Annotated in this window: 14 protein-coding genes; 11 read left to right on the top strand and 3 right to left on the bottom strand. The window is 41.0% G+C overall.

Annotated features, from left to right (window positions below; genetic code table 11):
- The first annotated feature begins 89 nt into the window (after positions 1-89).
- The 8 genes from hpt (at position 90) to IPP86_15780 (ending at position 12321) form a co-directional block, all read left to right on the top strand.
- Positions 90-626: a hypoxanthine phosphoribosyltransferase gene (gene hpt / locus IPP86_15815; protein ID MBL0139970.1), complete on the top strand. Its 537-nt coding sequence runs from the start codon at positions 90-92 to the stop codon at positions 624-626.
- A gap of 170 nt (positions 627-796) precedes the next feature.
- On the top strand, positions 797-1366 hold the full coding sequence (locus IPP86_15810) for an adenylate kinase (GenBank protein ID MBL0139969.1): 570 nt from the start codon (positions 797-799) through the stop codon (positions 1364-1366).
- 99 nt (positions 1367-1465) lie between these two features.
- A complete protein-coding gene (gene obgE / locus IPP86_15805) occupies positions 1466-2458 on the top strand; it encodes a GTPase ObgE (protein MBL0139968.1) in 993 nt (330 codons plus the stop codon).
- Positions 2459-2465: 7 nt separating this feature from the next.
- Positions 2466-3071 carry a phosphatase PAP2 family protein gene (locus IPP86_15800; protein MBL0139967.1) on the top strand — a complete coding sequence of 202 codons (606 nt, stop codon included), beginning with the start codon at positions 2466-2468 and terminating at the stop codon, positions 3069-3071.
- Positions 3072-3117: 46 nt separating this feature from the next.
- Entirely contained in the window at positions 3118-4743 is a 1626-nt protein-coding gene (locus IPP86_15795) for an alkaline phosphatase family protein (GenBank protein MBL0139966.1), read from the top strand.
- A gap of 12 nt (positions 4744-4755) precedes the next feature.
- Positions 4756-5949 carry an MFS transporter gene (locus IPP86_15790; protein ID MBL0139965.1) on the top strand — a complete coding sequence of 398 codons (1194 nt, stop codon included), beginning with the start codon at positions 4756-4758 and terminating at the stop codon, positions 5947-5949.
- Positions 5950-6118: 169 nt separating this feature from the next.
- A complete protein-coding gene (locus IPP86_15785; protein ID MBL0139964.1) occupies positions 6119-10855 on the top strand; it encodes a PKD domain-containing protein in 4737 nt (1578 codons plus the stop codon).
- A 194-nt stretch (positions 10856-11049) separates the two neighbouring features.
- Positions 11050-12321, top strand: a complete 1272-nt coding sequence (locus IPP86_15780) for an aminotransferase class I/II-fold pyridoxal phosphate-dependent enzyme (protein ID MBL0139963.1) — start codon at positions 11050-11052, stop codon at positions 12319-12321.
- Between the two features lie 69 nt (positions 12322-12390).
- On the opposite strand, the gene IPP86_15775 is transcribed toward IPP86_15780, so the two are convergent.
- On the bottom strand, positions 12391-12816 hold the full coding sequence (locus tag IPP86_15775; protein MBL0139962.1) for a response regulator: 426 nt from the start codon (positions 12814-12816) through the stop codon (positions 12391-12393).
- A gap of 291 nt (positions 12817-13107) precedes the next feature.
- Here IPP86_15775 and IPP86_15770 point away from each other — a divergent pair, with 291 nt between their 5' ends.
- Entirely contained in the window at positions 13108-14490 is a 1383-nt protein-coding gene (locus IPP86_15770) for a GHKL domain-containing protein (GenBank protein MBL0139961.1), read from the top strand.
- A gap of 73 nt (positions 14491-14563) precedes the next feature.
- Positions 14564-14911 (top strand): hypothetical protein, encoded by a 348-nt coding sequence (locus tag IPP86_15765; protein MBL0139960.1) that lies wholly within the window; start codon positions 14564-14566, stop codon positions 14909-14911.
- A gap of 117 nt (positions 14912-15028) precedes the next feature.
- On the opposite strand, the gene IPP86_15760 is transcribed toward IPP86_15765, so the two are convergent.
- Positions 15029-16780, bottom strand: coding sequence for a hypothetical protein (locus IPP86_15760; protein MBL0139959.1), 1752 nt, complete (start codon positions 16778-16780; stop codon positions 15029-15031).
- A 113-nt stretch (positions 16781-16893) separates the two neighbouring features.
- On the opposite strand from IPP86_15760, the gene IPP86_15755 reads away from it, so the two are divergent.
- Positions 16894-19689, top strand: a complete 2796-nt coding sequence (locus IPP86_15755; protein ID MBL0139958.1) for an insulinase family protein — start codon at positions 16894-16896, stop codon at positions 19687-19689.
- A gap of 69 nt (positions 19690-19758) precedes the next feature.
- Here the strand turns inward: IPP86_15755 and miaA are convergent, their stop codons facing one another.
- Complete coding sequence (gene miaA, locus IPP86_15750) at positions 19759-20664, bottom strand: tRNA (adenosine(37)-N6)-dimethylallyltransferase MiaA (protein MBL0139957.1); 906 nt, start codon at positions 20662-20664, stop codon at positions 19759-19761.
- Positions 20665-20700: the final 36 nt, after the last annotated feature.

Raw genomic sequence — 20700 nt, 5'->3', positions numbered from 1 at the left:
CCCCGCCACCTGCTAAAACCTTAAAAATCCATGAATTTCAATTGACTCCTCCCATATTAATCTTACTTTTGCGGCTGGTTCCTCAATTTATGCAAAAAATCACCATAAAAGACAAGAATTTCACGGTTAACATTCCTTCAGAGAAGATCCAGAAGAGAATTGAAGAGTTGGCCAACCAAATGAATTCTGATTACAAGGACAAAGTCCCGGTGTTTGTTTGCGTTTTAAGTGGTGCATTTCTCTTTGCAGCGGATTTATTCAAACGACTCACAATTGATTGTGAAGTCAGTTTTATTCGCGTTTCATCTTATTCAGGAACACAATCTACAGGAACAGTAAAGAGTGTTGTCGGCATTTCAACAGATTTAAAAAATCGTCATGTTGTGGTGCTTGAAGATATCGTAGATACCGGAGATACTGCAGTATATTTATACGAAGAATTAAGAAAACACGCTCCTGCAGATGTGCGCTTCGCGAGTTTGTTATTAAAGCCCAAAGCATTGAAACACGATGTTAAGGTGGATTATTGTGGTTTTGAAGTTCCGAATGATTTCCTTGTAGGGTATGGATTGGATTACGATGGATTGGGAAGAAATTATGTAGATATTTATAAGTTATCTGAATAGCAAGTTGCGGCTGCATCCGTTTGCAGAAGTTTACAAGCAGGTATACCAAATCTTATGCAGGTTTCCGATAATATAGACGAATAACCTGCATTAGAATTGGTTATGCCGCTTAACCAATTTCGAAAATTGATGTATGAGCGGTATAAAATGAAATATAATCCTGACCTGAAATGCTGAATATCGTTCTCTTCGGCCCTCCCGGCGCCGGAAAAGGTACACAGAGTGAAAAACTGATTTCCCGTTATAGTCTTGTTCACCTTTCAACAGGTGATATCCTTCGAAGCGAAGTAGCGGGTCAAACCACGCTTGGACTGGAAGCGAAAAAATTGATGGATCAGGGTTTACTTGTTCCGGATGCTGTGGTCATCGGAATGATTGAAGGAAAGATTGATTCCAATGCTTCGGCGAAAGGCTTCATCTTTGACGGTTTTCCAAGAACTACTGCGCAAGCTCAAGCGCTCGATAAAATGCTTGCTTCAAAAAATACATCCATCAACATGATGTTGTCGCTGGAAGTGGAAGATGAAGAATTGATCAAACGATTATTGAACAGAGGGAAAGATTCAGGCCGGCCGGATGATCAGAATGAAGAAGTCATTCGTAAACGGATTAATGAATACAATTCTAAAACTGCTCCTCTGAAAGACTATTATACCAATCAGAATAAATACCGAGGCATTCCCGGAGTGGGAAGTATCGATGAGATTTTTTCAAAATTGTGTTCTGAAATCGATAAATAATTTTCCGGCTTCGGTTTTTATTGAATACTTAATTAGTACGATCCACTTTGATTAAAGTGGAACTCTTTTATCATTAGTAAAATTGAAGGAAGAAGAAAAATGGCCTCGTCCAATTTTGTCGATTATGTAAAAATTTGTTGTCGCAGTGGCGCAGGTGGTGCGGGTTCAGCGCATTTTCACCGTGACCGCTATACCGCCAAAGGCGGACCGGATGGAGGAGATGGTGGAAGAGGCGGTCATATTATTCTGAAAGGTAACAAGCAACTGTGGACATTGCTTCACCTGAAATACCGCAAACATGTGATCGCGGAACCGGGTGGAAATGGAGAAGGTGCTTTGCGTACAGGCAAAGATGGCAAAGATGAAATACTGGAAGTTCCTGTCGGTACTGTTGCCCGCGACGCGGAAAGCGGGGAGGTGATATTTGAAATTACGGAAGACGGTGAAGAAAAGATCATCGTTCCGGGTGGAAGAGGAGGAAAGGGAAATAATCATTTTAAATCTGCTACTTTACAAGCACCACGTTTTGCTCAGCCCGGAGAATCCGGACTCGAAGAATGGAAAGTTCTTGAATTAAAAATTCTTGCGGATGTTGGTCTGGTCGGGTTTCCAAATGCTGGTAAGTCCACTTTGTTATCAGTCGTGAGCGCGGCTAAACCTGAAATAGCGGATTATCCTTTTACTACTCTTGTTCCCAATCTTGGTATTGTTTCTTATCGGAATGGAAAGTCTTTTGTGATGGCTGACATTCCCGGAATTATTGAAGGCGCACATTTGGGAAAAGGAATCGGTTTAAGGTTTCTCAGACACATCGAGAGGAACAGTATTCTGCTTTTCATGATCCCCTGTGATAGCAAAGACATCAAAGCAGATTATGCAATTTTGCTGAATGAATTGAAGCAATACAATCCGGAATTGCTTGATAAATCCAGAGTCCTTGCAATCACAAAATGTGATATGCTCGATGCTGAACTGATCAAAGAAATGCAAAAGGATCTTCCGAAGGATATCAAAACTGTGTTCATTTCATCAGTCGCGCAAATGGGAATAGAGGAATTGAAAGATATGTTGTGGGCTGAACTGAATAAATGATCCTGACATGTTTGAAAAACTGCAAAGCATTGATGCGGCATTGTTGCTTTTCTTCAATCACCTGAACAATCCGGTGCTGGATTTCATTTTTTTCTGGATCAGTTACAAGTGGCTTTGGGTACCATTCTATGTTTTCCTGGCCTGGTTTATTTATAAAAGGTATCCTCACCGTTTTTTTTCTGTCTTGATTGCTATTGGCGTCCTGATCGTGCTGAGCGATCAGATTTCTTCTTCTCTAATAAAAAATACCGTCATGCGCCTCAGGCCTTGTCATGATCCGATGATCGGGAGTGAAGTTCACCTTGTAAATGGATACTGCGGTGGGATGTATGGTTTCGTTTCCTCTCATGCCGCGAATGTATTTGGCTTAACAGCCTTTCTGATCTATTTCTTCCGGGGAAGACATCAGCGCTTACAGAGAGTGATGATTATCTGGGCTTCCGTAGTATCTTTCAGCCGAATTTATCTGGGTGTCCATTATCCGGGTGATATCATTTGCGGTGCTTTGCTGGGAGTCATCCTTGGAGTTGCGACAGCAAAAACGTACAGGTATATTGATTTAAATTACCTTCCTTCCAAAAAGCACTCAACCAATCATCGTCATCGTCCTTAATTGAATTGATCATATGAAGTTAAAGCTAAAATTAACAATGGTTTTGATGTGTTTCACATTAATTACCATAGCACAAAGAAACAAGACGACTGAAAATACCTATAAAGTTTTTGCACAGCGGCCTGCACTGGTTGTCGGAATTGTCGTAGATCAGATGCGTTATGATTATTTGTTTCGTTATTGGAAGCATTATGACGATAATGGATTCAAACGTTTGCTCAACGATGGTTTTCTCTGCAAGAATGCCAATTTCAATTATGTACCAACCTACACGGCACCAGGACATGCATGCATTTATACAGGAGCAACGCCATCTGTAAACGGAATTATTTCCAATGAATGGTATGATCGTTCTGCACAGAGTAGTGTTTATTGCGTAAGTGATACGACTATGAAGCCGGTTGGAACAACATCTATTTCCGGAAAAATGTCACCAAAACAATTATTGAGTACAACAATGACTGACGAACTCCGTCTGGCCACCAATTTCAAATCAAAAGTGATTGGGATTTCGCTAAAGGACAGAGGCGCGATTTTACCTGCAGGCCATACTGCCAATGCTGCGTACTGGCATGATCCGTATTCAAATAATTGGGTGAGCAGCACGTATTACATGAAGGAACTTCCTGAATGGGCAGTTCGCTTCAACAATCGAAAAGTGGTGGACTCTCTTCTCACAAATCCATGGACAACACTCTTGCCAATTACTGAATACACTGAAAGTTCGGCTGATGATAATGAATACGAAGGATTGTACAAAGGGGAAACAAAACCTGTTTTCCCTCATAATCTTCCTGCATTAAAAGCTGCAGAATCTGAATTGATCCGCAAGGTTCCTTCCGGAAATACGTATACACGATTGTTCGCTGAAGCAGCTTTGGAAGGGGAGCAGTTGGGAAAAAACGGTACTACAGATTTTCTTGCCGTAAGCTTTTCTTCTACGGATTATATCGGACACATGTATGGAATTAACGCGATTGAAATGGAAGACACTTATTTGCGTCTTGATCTGGAAATTGCAGCATTCCTGAAAACTTTGGATACAAGGATTGGAAATGGCAACTACATTTTGTTTCTCACTGCGGATCATGGAGCCGTGAACAATCCTGAATTTAACCAGGACTCCAGAATTCCTGCAGGTAATATTCAGGATAACAGTATTTCCGATTCACTCAAACTGTATCTGAATACGCTTTACAAGGATACTAATCTTGTACTTTCAGCTTCATCTCACAATATTTATTTGAACAGAGAACAAATTGAAAAAAGAAAATTCAACCTTGAAGAAATTCAACAAAAGTGCGCGGATTTTGTGTTGCATTTTGATGGTGTTTCTGAGAGTTTAACTGCAAGTGAACTGTCAAAAGGACTTTGTCGAGAAGGCTTAAAAATGCTGGTTCAAAATGGATTCAATCAACAGCGTTCTTCCGATGTGAGTATACAATTGAAACCGGGCTGGTTGGATTGGTACACCAAAACAGGAACTTCACATGGTTCATTTTATCACTACGATACTCATGTACCGGTGATATTTTATGGCACGGGAATTACTGCCGGATCCACAGCACGTGAAGTGAATATTGTTGACATCGCGCCTACAATTTGCACGATGCTGAATATTGAATCTCCGAGTGGTTGCACCGGTCATCCTATTCTGGAAGTGTTGAAATAACAATTCCTGATTATGAAACTACGCGCATTTTCACGGGTTGTTTTGTTGCTTTCATTTGTCAGTTTATTCACTGACATCTCCAGTGAAATGTTGTACCCGGTAATGCCATTGTATTTGCAATCGGTTGGTTTTTCTGCAGTGTGGATTGGTTTTCTGGAAGGCTTCGCGCAACTGATGATTGGATTGTCGACTGGTTATTTCGGGAAATTATCAGACAGAACAGGAGCCCGGATGCCTTTTGTGAGAATAGGATATTTTCTCAGTGCCTTTGCAAAACCGATGATGATCTTATGGAATTCAATTGGATGGATTTTCTTTTCCAGAGTCTCAGAGCGATTGGGAAAGGGTATCAGGACAAGTGCACGGGATGCATTACTGGCAGATGAATCGGAAGAAAAGGACAGAGGAAAAATATTTGGTTTCCACAGGGCCATGGATACCCTTGGGGCTGCTATTGGTCCTTTGATCGCGATCGCTTACCTGGCTGTACATCCTGGTGATTACAGATTTCTTTTCTGGCTTGCTTTCATTCCGGGAATAATTGGAGCAGGGGCAACTCTTTTTATTCATGAAAAAAAGAAACAGAAAATTTCTGATAGTCCACGTCCCGGATTTTTTTCATATTTCAAGTATTGGAAAATTTCATCTTCCGGATATCGAAAAATTGTTTTGGGATTACTCGCTTTCGCAGTGTTGAACAGTTCTGATTCTTTTCTTTTTCTCATATCACATCTCAAAGGAATTGGTGATGAGGATTTGATTCTCGCATATGTTTTGTACAATCTTGTATTTGCTTTGCTTGCTTATCCCGCTGGACTTTTTGCTGATAAGTTTGGAATGCGTAATACTGTAGTTCTTGGTTTGGCCTTCTTTTCAATCGCATATTTTGGCTTTAGTCAGATGACTGAATCCTGGATGTTGTATGTGATGTTCGCAATTTATGGTTTGTTTGGAGCCTTGACCGATGGGGTTACGAAAGCATGGCTATCGCGTGAATGTCTCAAGGCCGACAGGGGTACAGCACTAGGATTTTATAAAAGTTTATCCAGTATTATTTCCCTGGGATCAAGTCTCCTGACCGGGTTTCTCTGGATGTATATTTCTCCTTCATTTTCAATTCTTTATTCAGCGGTTGGAACGGTCCTGATTATTCTGTATTTCCTGGTATTTATACCAGTTGACAAACTTCATTCACCCATCAAATAGTGGTGTTCGTCCAATTATTTGAAATTGTTGAAAACTATGGCTTCGCCGGAGTGTTAAAACATTGGTAATTAGAAGCTTTTTTCGTTATTTTTACCCCAGTACCGGATAAAGGGGGGTACCCGGATTAATTGTCATTATTATCAATCAATCCTTATTTAATTTAAGCTCTATGAACAGAACACAACTTCACAGCTTAGCCGTCATTTTTTCGTTCATGATGTGTATGCTTTTTTGCAGTCCGGAAGCAAAAGCAAGTCACGCTATGGGTGCGGACATCACTTACGAATATGTTGGTCCGAATCAATACCTGGTGACTTTTTCTTTTTACCGGGATTGTAGTGGTATTCCTGCTCCCACATTTATCGATCTTGGAATAAACAGCTCCTGTGCATACCCTGCTCAAACAATCAATTTGAATCCGCTTCCATCTAGTCCTACACAAATTTCACCTGTATGTCCGACTGAATTGTCGACTTGCAATGGTGGATCGTATACCGGGATTGAGGAATGGATTTACCAGGGTCTGGTTACTTTGCCCGGGCCATGTGCCGACTGGTCATTCAGTCATGGCGAAAGTGCACGTAATGCCGCAATTACCACGATAACCGGAGCAGGAAGTGATATTCTCTATGTTTATACTCAGCTCAACAACACAAACGGACTTACAAACAACTCACCGATCTTTAGTAACCGCCCTGTTCCATTCGCTTGTGTAGGTCAACGTTTTTGTTTTAATCATGGTGCCTTTGACCTGGATGGAGATTCTATCGCATATCAATTGATCACTCCGCTTACAGCTCAGAATACAACTGTAACATATTTGCCGGGATATTCAAATACACAACCGATTCTTTCAAGTCCTGCTGTTCAATTCAATACCTCTACCGGTGATATTTGTATGACACCAACACAAACTGATGTAACAGTTTTCGCGGTGCTCGTGAATGAATACAGAAATGGTGTTTTGATCGGACAGGTAGAACGTGACATTCAATTGACGGTGAATAACTGTAACAATTATCTACCATTCCTTACCGGTATTAATGGAGCACCTTCCTTCTCAAGAACCATTTGTGCCGGACAACCATTTTCATTTTACGTTGCTTCAATTGATACTAATCGTGCAGATACAACATCCATCACCTGGGATCAATCTATAGCAGGAGCAACATTTACCGTAACAGGTTCAAAGAGAGACTCAGCATTCTTTTCATGGACTCCTGCTTCGTCGGATATTAGTCCATCTGCGCATTGCTTTACAGCTACTGTAAGTGATGACAGATGCCCGTACCAGGGCATTCAGATTTTCTCGTATTGTTTCACAGTAATTGGTGTGGCACCGGATGCGGGAGTCGATCAAACCATATCCTGTAATACAACAACGACTTTGAACGGAACAGCAACAGGTGGAAGTGGAAATTACACCTATACATGGTTGCCGAGTAATACTGTTGGCCAGCAACTCACAAATGTCGGTGTTGGTACCTATTATCTGCATGTTAAAGACAATGTAAACAACTGTGAAAATACTGATACAGTAAGAGTTCTTCCGGGTGCAGGAGTTCCTGCGGCTGCCTTCACTTTCTCCAATAATTGCAGTGGAACACCTATACAATTTACAGATCAATCGGCAGTGGGTGGGGGAGCAGTCATTTCCCAGTGGAACTGGAATTTTGGCGACAATGCAACTGCCAATACTCAGAACCCTACGCATCAATATGCAGCGAATGGTACTTACACTGTGACCTTGATTGTGAATACTGCTACAGGTTGCAGCGATACAATCACTCAGCAACTTACAGTCAATACAAACATTCCATCCGCTGCATTCAACTCAGTGAATGTGTGTCAGGGCACTGCTATGAGTTTTACGGATGCTTCTTCCGGTGGTCCATTCTCAGCATGGTCATGGAACTTCGGTGATCCTGCCAGTGGCAGTAACACTGCTGCAACTCAAAACCCATCCCACTCTTTTTCCGCACCGGGTACATTCACTGTTACTCTTGATGTAACAAATTCAGCAGGTTGTCAAAATCAGATTCAGCACGATGTAACAGTCTATGCAAATCCAACTGTTTCTGTTGCCAATCAACAAATTTGTGTTGGAGCACAGGCAACACTGACAGCTCCGAATGGTTTCAGTTCATACAACTGGACACCGGGTGGAGCATCTCAATCAATAAATGTGAGTCCGGCGACAACAACAACTTATACAATTACAGTTACCGATAACCATAGTTGTCAGGGTAGTAATACTGTACAGGTGATTGTAGATCCGCTTCCGGTTGCAAACGCCGGTGCCGCGCAAACTGTTTGTCAGGGTACTGCTGTTACACTCACTGGTTCAGGAGGTGCTTCTTATGTCTGGAATCCAGGCAATATTAGTACACAAAATGCCAATGTAACTCCGGCGTCTACTACCACCTATACGCTTACCGTTACCAGTGCCGGTGGATGTACCGATGCTGATCAGGTTGTCATTACTGTAAATCCAATGCCTACTGTTGATGCCGGCAATGGTTTGAGTGTATGTAAAGGCGGATCAGTAACTCTTGCTGCCAGCACAGGTGCAGGAAATTACCTTTGGGTTCCCGGCAACTTTAATACGTCTTCCATCTCTGTAACTCCATCCCTAACCACTACCTATACTGTCACTGTGAGTGATGCTATCGGATGTTCCGGCAATGATACTGTTACAGTGGTTGTGAATCCGATCCCTGTTGCTTCCTTCATTAATTCAGGTCCTGTTTGTTTGGGTAACGTGATCAATTTTACAGATGGTTCAGCTGTTACAACAGGAGCTATTTCTTCCTGGAACTGGTCGTTTGATAATGGACAGAACTCTGCTCAACAGAATCCTTCCGTGACTTATGCCGGTTCAGGCAATTTCAGTGTTCAATTGATTGTTGCTTCTGATGCCGGTTGCAAGGATACTACCTTAAATGTCGTACGTGTGAATCCATTACCAGTGGCTAATGCAGGTAACAATGCGAGCATTTGTCCCGGATTCAACACCACACTTTCCGGAGCCGGTGGGTCACAATATGTGTGGAACCCCGGTAATTTGCTTTCACAGAACATCACTGTTTCACCTGCTGCAACAACGACCTATACTCTAGAAGTGACTGATGCAAATGGTTGCCGTAGTACGGATGTGGTAGATGTGGTGGTTAATCCTGTTCCGGTTGCCTACGCAGGTACAGATCAGGACATTTGTATCGGTGAATCAACAACCTTGTTTGCATCCGGAGGCTCTTCATATTTGTGGACGCCCGGTAATGTAAATTCATCCAGTATGAATGTGAATCCGAATGCCGCCGTCACCTATAATGTTTTGGTGACGAATTCTTTCGGATGTCAGGATAACGACCAGGTTATAGTAAATGTAAATCCATTGCCTGTAGCTTCGTTCACCAGTACTGGAGCTGTTTGCCAATTCAACAATGTAACATTCACTGATCATTCTACCGCCGGCACAGGTACAGTCACTTCCTGGGCTTGGGATTTTGGTAACAATGTAAGTTCCTCAGCTCAAAATCCTGTTGTTCCATACAATACCCCGGGCAATTATACCGTGAGTATGATTGTTACTTCTGCAGCAGGATGTAAAGATACTGTTACACAACCGCTCAACATTTGGGCTAAACCGGTTGCATCCTATTCACAAACGGATGTTTGCTTCGGAAACCCGATTTCTTTTACAAATGCTTCTTCAATCAGTGATGCGACTCCACTGGCATACAGCTGGAATCTTGGAGACAATACCCTTTCATCAAATGCAACTCCTACACATCAATATTCATCCTATGGCAGCTACCAGGCAAGTTTACTTGTCACCTCTGTGCATGGCTGTGTTGATTCCCTGAGCAGAACGGTAAATGTTTTTGCTCTTCCAGATGCGGCATTCAGTACATCTGCTGTATGTGAAGACAATGCGGCGAATTTCACTGACGGAAGCAGTATTCCGGATGGAAACATCAGTTCATGGTATTGGACCTTTGGTGACGGTAATACCGGCGCTGATCCCTCTCCCAATCACACTTATGTTGATGCCGGAGTTTATCCGATTCACATGTTGATCACTTCTAATCATGGTTGCCAGGATAGTACTGATGGCGTGATAAGGGTAATTCCTAAACCGGTTGTAGATTTCCAGACCTTGAATGTATGCTTTGGCGTTACAACACAAATGACTGATTTATCCTTCCCAATAACCGGTAATATTACACAGTATCAATGGGCATTTGGTGATGGTCAGGCAACAACAGATCAAAACCCTGAGCATCTGTATGGAGCCCCGGGATGGTATCAGGTATCCCTGACGGCTACTACTGATAGCGGTTGCAGCACCACCCTTGTTCGCCCGAATGCGGTGAATATTTATCAGGGTCCTGTTTCTACTTTCATTTCAGATGCATCACATGCAAGCGATATTTATCCGCTTGTTAATTTTGTAAATGAAACAACCAGTCCGGGCTTCTATTACTGGAGTTTCGGAGATGGTGAAACATCAACTGAATATTCTCCTGCCCACCAATATCCTGACATCGGAGTGTACGATATTCAACTGGTTACCGTTGATTATAATGGTTGTGTGGATACTACTGTGAGCAGACTTGAAATCAGACCTAGTTCTACGATTTACATTCCGACTGCCTTTACACCAAATAATGACACCAAAAACGATGTTTTCCATGTTTATTCTTATAATATTGTAGAGATGAAAGCTGCCATTTATGACCGTTGGGGCTTAAAAATCTACGAGTGGGATAATGTTAGCGGAGGATGGGATGGAAAAGTGGATGGTAATCCGGTTCAGTCAGACACCTACGTATACCGTGTTTCTACGGTTGATGTGAACAACAAGCGGGATGTGCTCATAGGCCATGTAAGCGTTGTCCGATAGATAGCATTTATTCACAATTTTAAGCCCGGTTCTTTCAACCGGGCTTTTTTATTACTGTTGAAAACATTGCTTATAAATAGATTTTTTTGGAAATATGATCATTTTATACTTTCTTTAGATTTGTATACGCGTTTTGATCACCCCAACGTTGATCTGGGTTGAACTGCGATTTAGCCGGATCCAAAACCTTAGTTATGTCAGATCTTAAGAGTAAGCACGACATGGTAATTGAGATTGTCAACCAGGTTGCCTCAATTGCCGCTAAATTGGGTATTGTCCATAACAGTACTGATGATGAAATTTTAGATGGTCGTCATATTACTATTCGTGGAAAGAAAATGCTCTATTTTGGTTCTTGCGGATATCTTGGTCTGGAACATGATCCAAGAATAAAAGCGGGAGCAATTGAAGCAGTCAATAAATACGGAACTCAATTTTCATCTTCACGTGCATATGTTTCTTCGAGTTATTATCAGCAATCAGAAGAATTGTTGAAAAAAATGTTTTTTGGAAAACCACTTTTGTTGTTGCAATCACTTACAGTCGGACACATGTCGAACATCCCGATTCTGGTAGGCAATGATGATGCGGTTATCATGGATTCGCAGGTTCATGACAGTGTTCAAACAGCGGTTCAATTATTAAGAAACAGGGATATACATATTGAATTAATTCGCCACAACAGAGTCGACATGCTGGAAAGCCGGATCAAGGCTTTGAAAGATGATTATCGCAAAATCTGGTACATGGCCGATGGTGTATATTCTATGCAGGGCGATTATGCTCCGGTTAAAGATCTGTACAAACTGGCTGATCAATACGAACAACTCAATTTGTATCTGGACGATATCCATGGCATGAGCTGGGCAGGTCCGAATGGAACAGGTTATGTTCTCAGTCAGGGGGATTACCATCCGCGTCTGTATCTCACAACAGGACTCACCAAAGCATTTGGTACTTCCGGCGGGCTCCTGATTTATCCTGAGGAAGCAAGTTTTAATCTGATTAAAAATACAAGCAAGGCATTTATCTTTTCAATTCAGATGCCTCCAATGGTTTTGGGTGCGACAGTTGAATCTGCTAAAATTCACCTGAGCGATGAGATTTACACTTTCCAGGATGAGCTTCGATTGAAAATGGAGTATTTCAATAGTACCGCAAAAAAACTAGGATTGCCTTTGATTAATGAGACCAATTCGCCAATCGGGTTCATTGGAGTAGGGAAGCCAGATGTAGGTTACAATATGGTGAAACGCATGATGAACCAGGGTTATTATTTTAATCTGAGCGTTTTTCCAAGTGTATCCTATAATAATACAGGTTTACGCATCCCAATGAATCGCTTGCATACTTACGAGGATATTGACAATATCCTGAATGAAATCGCTAAACAATTGCCTCAGGCACTTGAGGATTCAAAATCGAGTATGTCTGAAATTTATAAGCACTTCAAACTCGTTGCTTAAGATGAGCTATTCATAAAAAAAAGGTCCGGGATTCCGGACCTTTTTTTTTATATCTATATGCTGAATCATTTAAGGCTGTTCACAGAGCTGCCAGAAATTATTCAGAATGGAAACGGCAGCAACGAAGTTTTCAAAGGAGATAGGCTTGATGATATAACCAGCAACATTATAGTTGTAAGCTTCAAAACGGTCTTTGTCATCGTTTGAAGTGGTCATTACAAAAACACTAATGTTATGGAGGTCTTTGTCAGCCCTGAGTTCCTTTAGGAATTCAAGACCATTCATTTTTGGCATATTTATGTCCAGCAGGATAATCCTGGGAACGGGCAGAATTTTTTCCACTCCATTCGTTCCACGAAGGCGATCCAATGCCTCAACACCATTATGCGCAATAAACAGTGGATTAGAAATGTTACTTTTTTTGAACGCCCTCTGGACATTCATACAATCCACTTCATCGTCGTCAACCAGCAGTATGTTCACGATTTTTTCCATTACTTGTTAATATTAATACGAGACCCCAAATTATCGGGTTGCATCTATTCTGGAATGCTGAGGTCCAAAGTACATAAATTATTGAAATACCCGAAATTTTAACTGAATTCACTATAAAACACTGAAATGCAGTTAAACATGGTTGTTACGAACAAGCAATTCAGCATTTTTTGGCGTTCTGTTTAAGGATAATCGTTTCAAAACTGTTCAAAATTTCTTACAATTTCTTACAGTTCGGTATCCATTGAAGTATTTTAGCGGTATTAATGATATCAAACTACAAATAAAGTGATGAAAAATTTGCTAAGGGTATTGTTCAGAAAAGATTTGTACGAAAGTATCCCGTACGATGACCTGATGTCACGTCAGCGTTTTACATTATTTCGAATCTACACCTACACTGCTTTTATTGCCAGCGTTTCTACAGCGATCCAGATTCTGACTGCCTTCGAGGAAACGAATATCCTTAGTTTTATCCTGTTGGGTCTTGCAGCGGTAATTCTCGGAACCTTCTTCGCGGTCCGAAGCCATGAAAAATTGACAACGGCTTATATTGTATCACTGATAACAGGTTTCTCTGTTGTACACATTCAGGCTTACAATGCCGGTGGATTGTTGAATACCGGTACCATGTACATCTGTGCGATCATCATGACCGCTTTCATGTTGTTGGGTACAAAAGGAGGGAAGTGGTTTACAGCTCTCGGAATCAGCAGCGTGATCTTTTTGTTTTACGCTTCGGAATATACTGCCTGGACAACTTATGATTTGTTCAAGAACGACATTCATCTCATACACCAGGATGCTTTAACAACATTTATTCTCGCCTTGTTTTTGGTTGCGGCACAGAGTAATTACCTCCACAGTGGTAAAAACGTAATCATTGAACGGATTACAGATCAAAAGAATCAATTGGAAATCAGTAACCAGAAACTTCAGGAATATACTACCCACCTGGAACGTACAAACAGGGAATTGGACAAATTCGCATCCATCGTATCACATGATCTCAAAGCACCATTACGTGCAATTGGAAACCTCACAGGCTGGATCGAAGAAGATGCCGGTGATACCCTTATTCCTGAAGTGCGCACCAATTTTGATATGATCAAACAACGTGTGAAAAGAATGGAAGACCTTATCAATGCTATTCTCGATTATTCTAAGGCTGACCGTCGCACGGGTGATGATGTGAAAGTAAATAGCAAGGATCTGATTGACGAGACAGTAGATTTTATTGGGAAACCGGAGAACGTGAGAATTGATATTGGTCCCGGAATGCCCGAAATGGTTACTGACAAAACCCGTTTAAGCCAGGTTTTCTCTAACCTCATCGGAAATGCAATCAGGTATAACGATAAAGAACAAATCCATATTAATATATCAGTACATGAGCAACCGGAAGGTTGGGTCTTTTCTGTAAAGGATAATGGGCCCGGAATTGAAGCTCAATACCACGAAAAGATATTTATCATCTTCCAAACCCTCAACCGACGTGACGATGTAGAGAGTACCGGTGTCGGATTAGCGATAGTTAAAAAAATTATCGAAGACCAGGGTGGTAAGATTTGGGTAGAATCGTCACCGGGTTCAGGTTCTGATTTCAAGTTCATGTGGCCTCGCGTTAAAAAACAGAAGGATTCCGTACTTATTGCCGCTACAATCATGGTGTAAGGAATGCATGTGAATTCAAAAACACTTCGCACGGGATGAAGTTAAATTGCATGAAGATAATCCAGAAAGGAACATGCAAAAAATCAAAACATCCCAAGAGGTAAAAGGATCACCTGAAATGAAGGTGGTTAGTCTTCAAAATAACCGTGCGCAGATAGAATTTGAAATCGACCGTCACGTAAAAAGTATTCAGTCTCTGATACAGAAACTGGTACCTTCGGAAAGACAAAAATATTACAATGGATTGCTTTCTTATATGCTCTCTGAACCTGTACAGGTTCCGTTGGTAGTACATTCGCAAAAGAAAAATGCCGTTGAACATGATTATAGCAATCTTTCTGAAAATGATCTTCAGTTGATTCGTGAATTGTCACAGCAAATGGAACATTTATATCGAGTCAGCGGATTCGATCCTGAATAAAATAACCCATACATGAAGTGTAAAAAAAGAGCGCGGTGAGAAATCACCGCGTTTCTTTTTTTTTGATCAAATCTTCGTTTAAATTAATTCTGATTTTTCGGATAAATACAGAGCAAATCACCGAGTACCAATGCGAATCACCGGATATCTCTGGAAACTCTTTTCAAAATAGGGGGAATGCCGGTAAATAAAATAAAGTTGGGAAAATGAGTCTTTCGCGAATTCAGGTTCCTTCAGTTTCTTGTCTTCAAATTCTTTTTTCAACCCCGGATTTTCCTGAAGTAATTTTTCAGCTACCGGTTCGAATACATAACCTGAGAACCATTCTTTTTGTTGAAGTACAGCATCAAAAAATCCCCAGTTAAAATAGCTGTCGGCAGCCACAGGCTCAAGAGTCTCCACCAAAAAACGACTGTTTTCCTGGAACATAGGAACAAGATAATCGCCTTTCATAACCTGCACTTTCTCAAGCTTCTTTGACACTTTGGTGTTGTGGTGAAGGTAATGTCCTTCATAAGGACTATCTGTTGTTTCGTAGGATTCGATATAGATAACTTCAGCCATCGTTGTAGAATCTGCCTTAACAGTGATCAGTCGGATTTTACTTTGCTCAAGGTTGTTGGCTACTTTATACCAGGCTTGAGGTATCAAATAATACATCGGAGCTGAAATCGTATCTGCGGCAATGTACTTTGGTTGAAATTTTATTTTCTTATCAAAAGGTTTGTTATGATTATAGTATGTCTGAGGTAGCCCGGTTACCGTACTGATTTTTGTCTCCGCTTCATATCCTTTAAAATTGATCAGTTCAGAATAATTAGTATCCAATTCCCAATTGGTAGGAAATAATTTTCTAGAGATGTCTTCCTGCTTCGCAAGTTTTCTTGCTTCATAAATTTTTTCAGATTCAGAACTACTCATTTCCAGGATAGACTCCATCAGTTTTACTGTGGAGATCACCCTTTCCGAAAAAGGTTTTAGCATGTGCGTTTCTGCTATAAAAGGGAAAGTATTGAACAAACTACAATAACCGGAAGCAAATCTGGGCAGCTCCAGAAATGATCTGATCCCACTCTCCGGAATATCGTCATAATCCTTTGTATCCACATAAGGAGTCATTTCTTCCCCTTTCTGTTTCATTTTTTTGAAAAGAAATGGAGTCAGTGTTTCTTTCATTGTCTTGCCTAGTATTGGATACAATTTATCAGTCTGACTGCTGATCAGTGTCATCGTATATTGGTAGTCGGCCCCATCACTTACATGCGTATCAAGAAATACATCGGGATCCCATTGTCTTAATATGGCAATAAGTGACTGAACATTTCTGCTGTCGCATTTGATGAAGTCTCTGTTCAGATCAAGATTTTGTGCATTTCCACGAAAGCCATATTCCGGAGGTCCGTCCTGATTTGCCCGGCTGCAACAACTCCGATTCAATGCTCCGTCAATATTGAAGACAGGAATCATACAAATGGTTACATTGTCCATCATGGGATTCATATCCATGTTTTTCAACAATTCAGTGGCCCAGATCAGACTTGCGTTAATTCCATCGGGTTCTCCAGGGTGAATGCCGTTGTTGATGAATAGAATAATATTGCCAAGTTCATGCAAACGATGTGGCTCAAAAACACCTTTTTTATCAATGATAAAGAGATGTAGTGGAAGACCAATATCAGTCTTCCCATATGGAATTAATCGGGCCTTACTATAAAGTGAATCGAGGTGGCGGTAACCTGCAATTATTTCCTCATAGGAAGGGTTTATTGTATAAAGGGAATCAACCGAAACAGGCTCATCACAAAAAGCCCCTGTAGAAATCAGGTTTAAAAAGACGATCAGGAAGAGGCATTTTGATTTGTATTTCATGTTTCAAACATATTAAAACTTCTCTTATCTAATGGTTAGGTTTTGTTAACATCTTTTTCTGGCTGTTTTTTTATGATTTTATACCTTGTATCCTCAAATCTTAAAATTTGTTTATGAAAAAGTTGCTCTCTTACTGTGCATTTCTGCTGCTTCTGCAAATTGCGCAGGCTCAACCTGAATTGAAAAGTGCCCTGCCATTGGATCCAAAGGTGCGTATGGGTACGCTTAACAATGGTATGAAATATTACATCCGTCAGAATTCCAAGCCGGAAAAACGGGCGGAGTTTCGCCTGGCAGTGAATGCCGGTTCAACTTCTGAAAATGACGACCAGCAGGGGCTTGCTCACCTTGTTGAACACATGGCATTTAACGGCACAAAGAATTTTAAGAAAAACGAACTGGTCGATTATCTGGAAAGTGTAGGAACCAAATTTGGCGCCCACCTGAATGCATATACCAGTTTCGATGAAACTGTTTACATGATTCAGCTCCCTACTGATAGTGAATCAATCGTAAATAAAGGATTACAAATCCTCGAAGAATGGTCTCATAGTTTGTTGTTTGATTCAGCCGAAGTAGAGAAGGAACGGGGAGTGGTTGTCGAAGAATGGCGTTTAGGACAGGGAGCTGATGAACGTATGCGTAGAAAATACTGGCCGATTCTCTTCAAAGATTCACGTTATGCAGAACGTCTGCCGATCGGGAAAAAGGAAATCATAGAAAAATGTCCTCAGGCGACTTTGAGAAGTTTTTATGCAGACTGGTACCGTCCGGATATCATGGCTGTTATCGCTGTAGGTGATTTTGATTTGAATGAAATGGAAAATAAAATCAAAAAACAATTCAATGATGTACCTTCCAAAGCTAATCCCAGAGCTGTAAAAGCATATACTGTTCCTGACAATAAGGAAATTCAAATTGCAATTGCTACGGATAAAGAAGCCCGGTTCAGTATGGTAGATTTGTTTTACAAACAACCTCCTCAAATCACAAGAACGGTTGAGGATTACCGCAGAACGATTGCACAAAGTTTATTTTCCGGAATGCTGAATGCAAGGATGTCTGAATTGCAAAGACAGGCGGATCCGCCATTCATGTTTTCCTACAGCGGTTATGGCGACCTGGTAAGAAATAAATTTGCTTATACTTCCGCGGCAGGTTGTAAAGAAGACGGCATTCTCAGAGCACTTCAGACACTGGTAACAGAAAATGAAAGAGTCAGAAGATTTGGGTTCACCGAAACGGAATTGCAACGTCAGAAAGCTGAAATGATGAGTGGCATGACAGAGTCCTACAATGAACGTGATAAAACTGAATCAAGAAATTTTGCACGTGAATATGTAAGCAATTTTCTTACCCAGGAACCTATGCCCGGAATCGAATTTGAATACAACATTTACAAAACGTATCTCGAAGGAATAACCCTTGCGGAAGTAAACGCCTTTGCTGAAAAGTGGATCACGGACGGAGAAAATTGTGTGGTATTAATCACCGCGCCTGAAAAAGAAACAACAAAAATGCCCGATGATGAAAAGATACGATCGGTCATGAAAGGTATGAGACAATTGGATTTGAAACCATACGAAGACAAGATAGTGAATAAGCCATTGGTGGAAGGAAACCTCCCTGGAGCGAAGACTGAATCAATAAAGACAATTGATCCATTTGGAATTACCGAATTCAAGCTCTCAAATGGAATACGGGTTGCACTTAAACCTACAGATTTTAAAAATGATGAAATCCTGTTTACTTCTTACTCATGGGGTGGTTGGTCTCTCTATCCCGAAGCTGATTTTCATTCCGCCGTTACCTGCGATGAAATTATCGATCAGAGTGGAATTGGGGAATTCGATATGACAGCCCTTGAAAAATTACTCAGCGGGAAAATTGTAGGTGGATCACCTTACGTTTCGGAATTGCAACAAGGAATGAACGGTAGTTGTGCTCCAAAAGATCTGGAAACTTTAATGCAATTGATATATAAATACTTTACGGATCCTCGTGAAGATAAAGACGCATTCCAGTCCTATATTGAAACCCGCAAGGGATATTTACAAAATAAAAATTCTGACCCTCAATCGATTTTCAGAGATACTGTTTCTTACGTTATGTCAGGGTACAATTTCAGATACAAACCAATGACGGTAGAGACTCTCAAGGAGATTTCATTGCCACGTGCAATGGAAATTTACAAAGAGCGATTTAAGGACGCATCAGGATTTACTTTTGTATTTGTGGGTAATTTTAAGGTAGATGAAATGAAGACCTTATGTGAAAAATACCTTGGCAGTCTTCCTTCTTCAAACAAATCTGAAACATGGAAGGATCTGGGAATTCGTTCTCCGAAAGGACAGTTTGAAAAAACAGTAAAGAAAGGTGTAGAACCAAAATCATCTGTCAGCCTGCGCTTTGCAATGCCATTTGAATACACACGCCAGCATCGCAGTGAAGTAAATGCACTGATGAAACTGGTCAACATACGTCTGCGTGAAGTCCTCCGAGAAGATAAGAGTGGGGTGTATGGTGTAAGCTGCAATGCTTCTCCGAAACATTACCCGGTAGCAGGTCTGGAAGTAACAATTAGCTTTGGTTGTGCCCCGGGAAATGTGGACATGCTGATTAAAGCCGCGGAGGATGTTCTTGCTGAAGTCAAAAGCAAAGATTGTGATGAAAAGAATCTCGTCAAGATCAAGGAAACAGCTCTTCGGGAGCGCGAAACCGGATTGAAGGAAAATCAATTCTGGCTGAATACAATTTCTTCTAACTATCAGAACAATGAGGATCTGACGGAGATCAATGGTTACACCGATTGGGTGAACAAGCTGACAGGTGCTGATCTGAAAACATTCGCGAATAAATACCTGCAGACAACAAATTATGCAAAGTTTATATTGAATCCTGAAAAGTAATCAAAACAGAAACAAGGAATGGGTCCTTTGCATTTTTGTAAAGGACCCTTTTTTTATTTCGGTTGAAATTTAACTTTTTTGTTGAAATGGTTTTATCAATTCAAAAATCTCATCTTCCATTTCCGGCTGGAACCAGTGAATGGATGTATCTTTTTTGAACCAGGTGACCTGTCGTTTGGCATAACGCCGGGAGTTCTTTTTTATCTCATCAACTGCCTGTTCCAGTGTAGTTTGATTTTCCAGATAGGGGAATAATTCCTGATAACCGACTGTATGCAATGCGTTGCAGTTCTTATAAGCCTGCAATTTTCTCACTTCTTCAACAAGTCCATCATTGATCATTTGTTCAACGCGCAAATTGATTCGCTCATACATAACCTCTCTCTCAGGAAGCAAACCAATTTTAAGTAGTTGAAAGGATCTGTTTTTAGGAGCTGATTTTCTCAGTACAGAATATTTTTCGCCGCTAAGTAAACATACTTCGATAGCCCGGATCAGTCTGTGCGGGTTCATGCGATCAACTTCCATGTAATATTCAGGATCAAGTGCCTGCAGTTCTTTTTGCAATGCAGCAATTCCTTGTTCCTGGAATTTTTGATTCAGGCGCGAACGGATTTCAGGATCGCTTTCCGGTAATTCATCCAAACCTTCGCATACAGCACGGATATACAATCCACTTCCACCTACAAGCAGAGCCTGATCATGTTTTTGAAAAATCGACTCAAGTGTGATCAGAGCTTCATTTTCAAATTTACCAACGGTATAATCATCTTCCGGTGAAAGTGTATTGATAAAATGGTGTTTCACTGCATTCAGTTCATAAGGACCGGGTTTAGCCGTACCGATATCCATTGTTTTGTAGAACTGTCTTGAATCAGCATTGACTATTTCTGTCCCGAGGAACCTGGCTATTTTTATTGAAAGCGCTGTTTTTCCGGAAGCTGTAGGACCGAGTATGACAATGAGTGTTTTCATAAACCGGATAAAAATAAGAAACCCTCCGGATGAGGA

The sequence above is a fragment of the Bacteroidota bacterium genome (assembly GCA_016720935.1).
In the GTDB taxonomy this organism is placed as follows: domain Bacteria; phylum Bacteroidota; class Bacteroidia; order AKYH767-A; family 2013-40CM-41-45; genus JADKJP01.
Note: the sequence above shows the minus strand (reverse complement) of the source record. Positions and strands in the feature narration are given on the sequence as shown.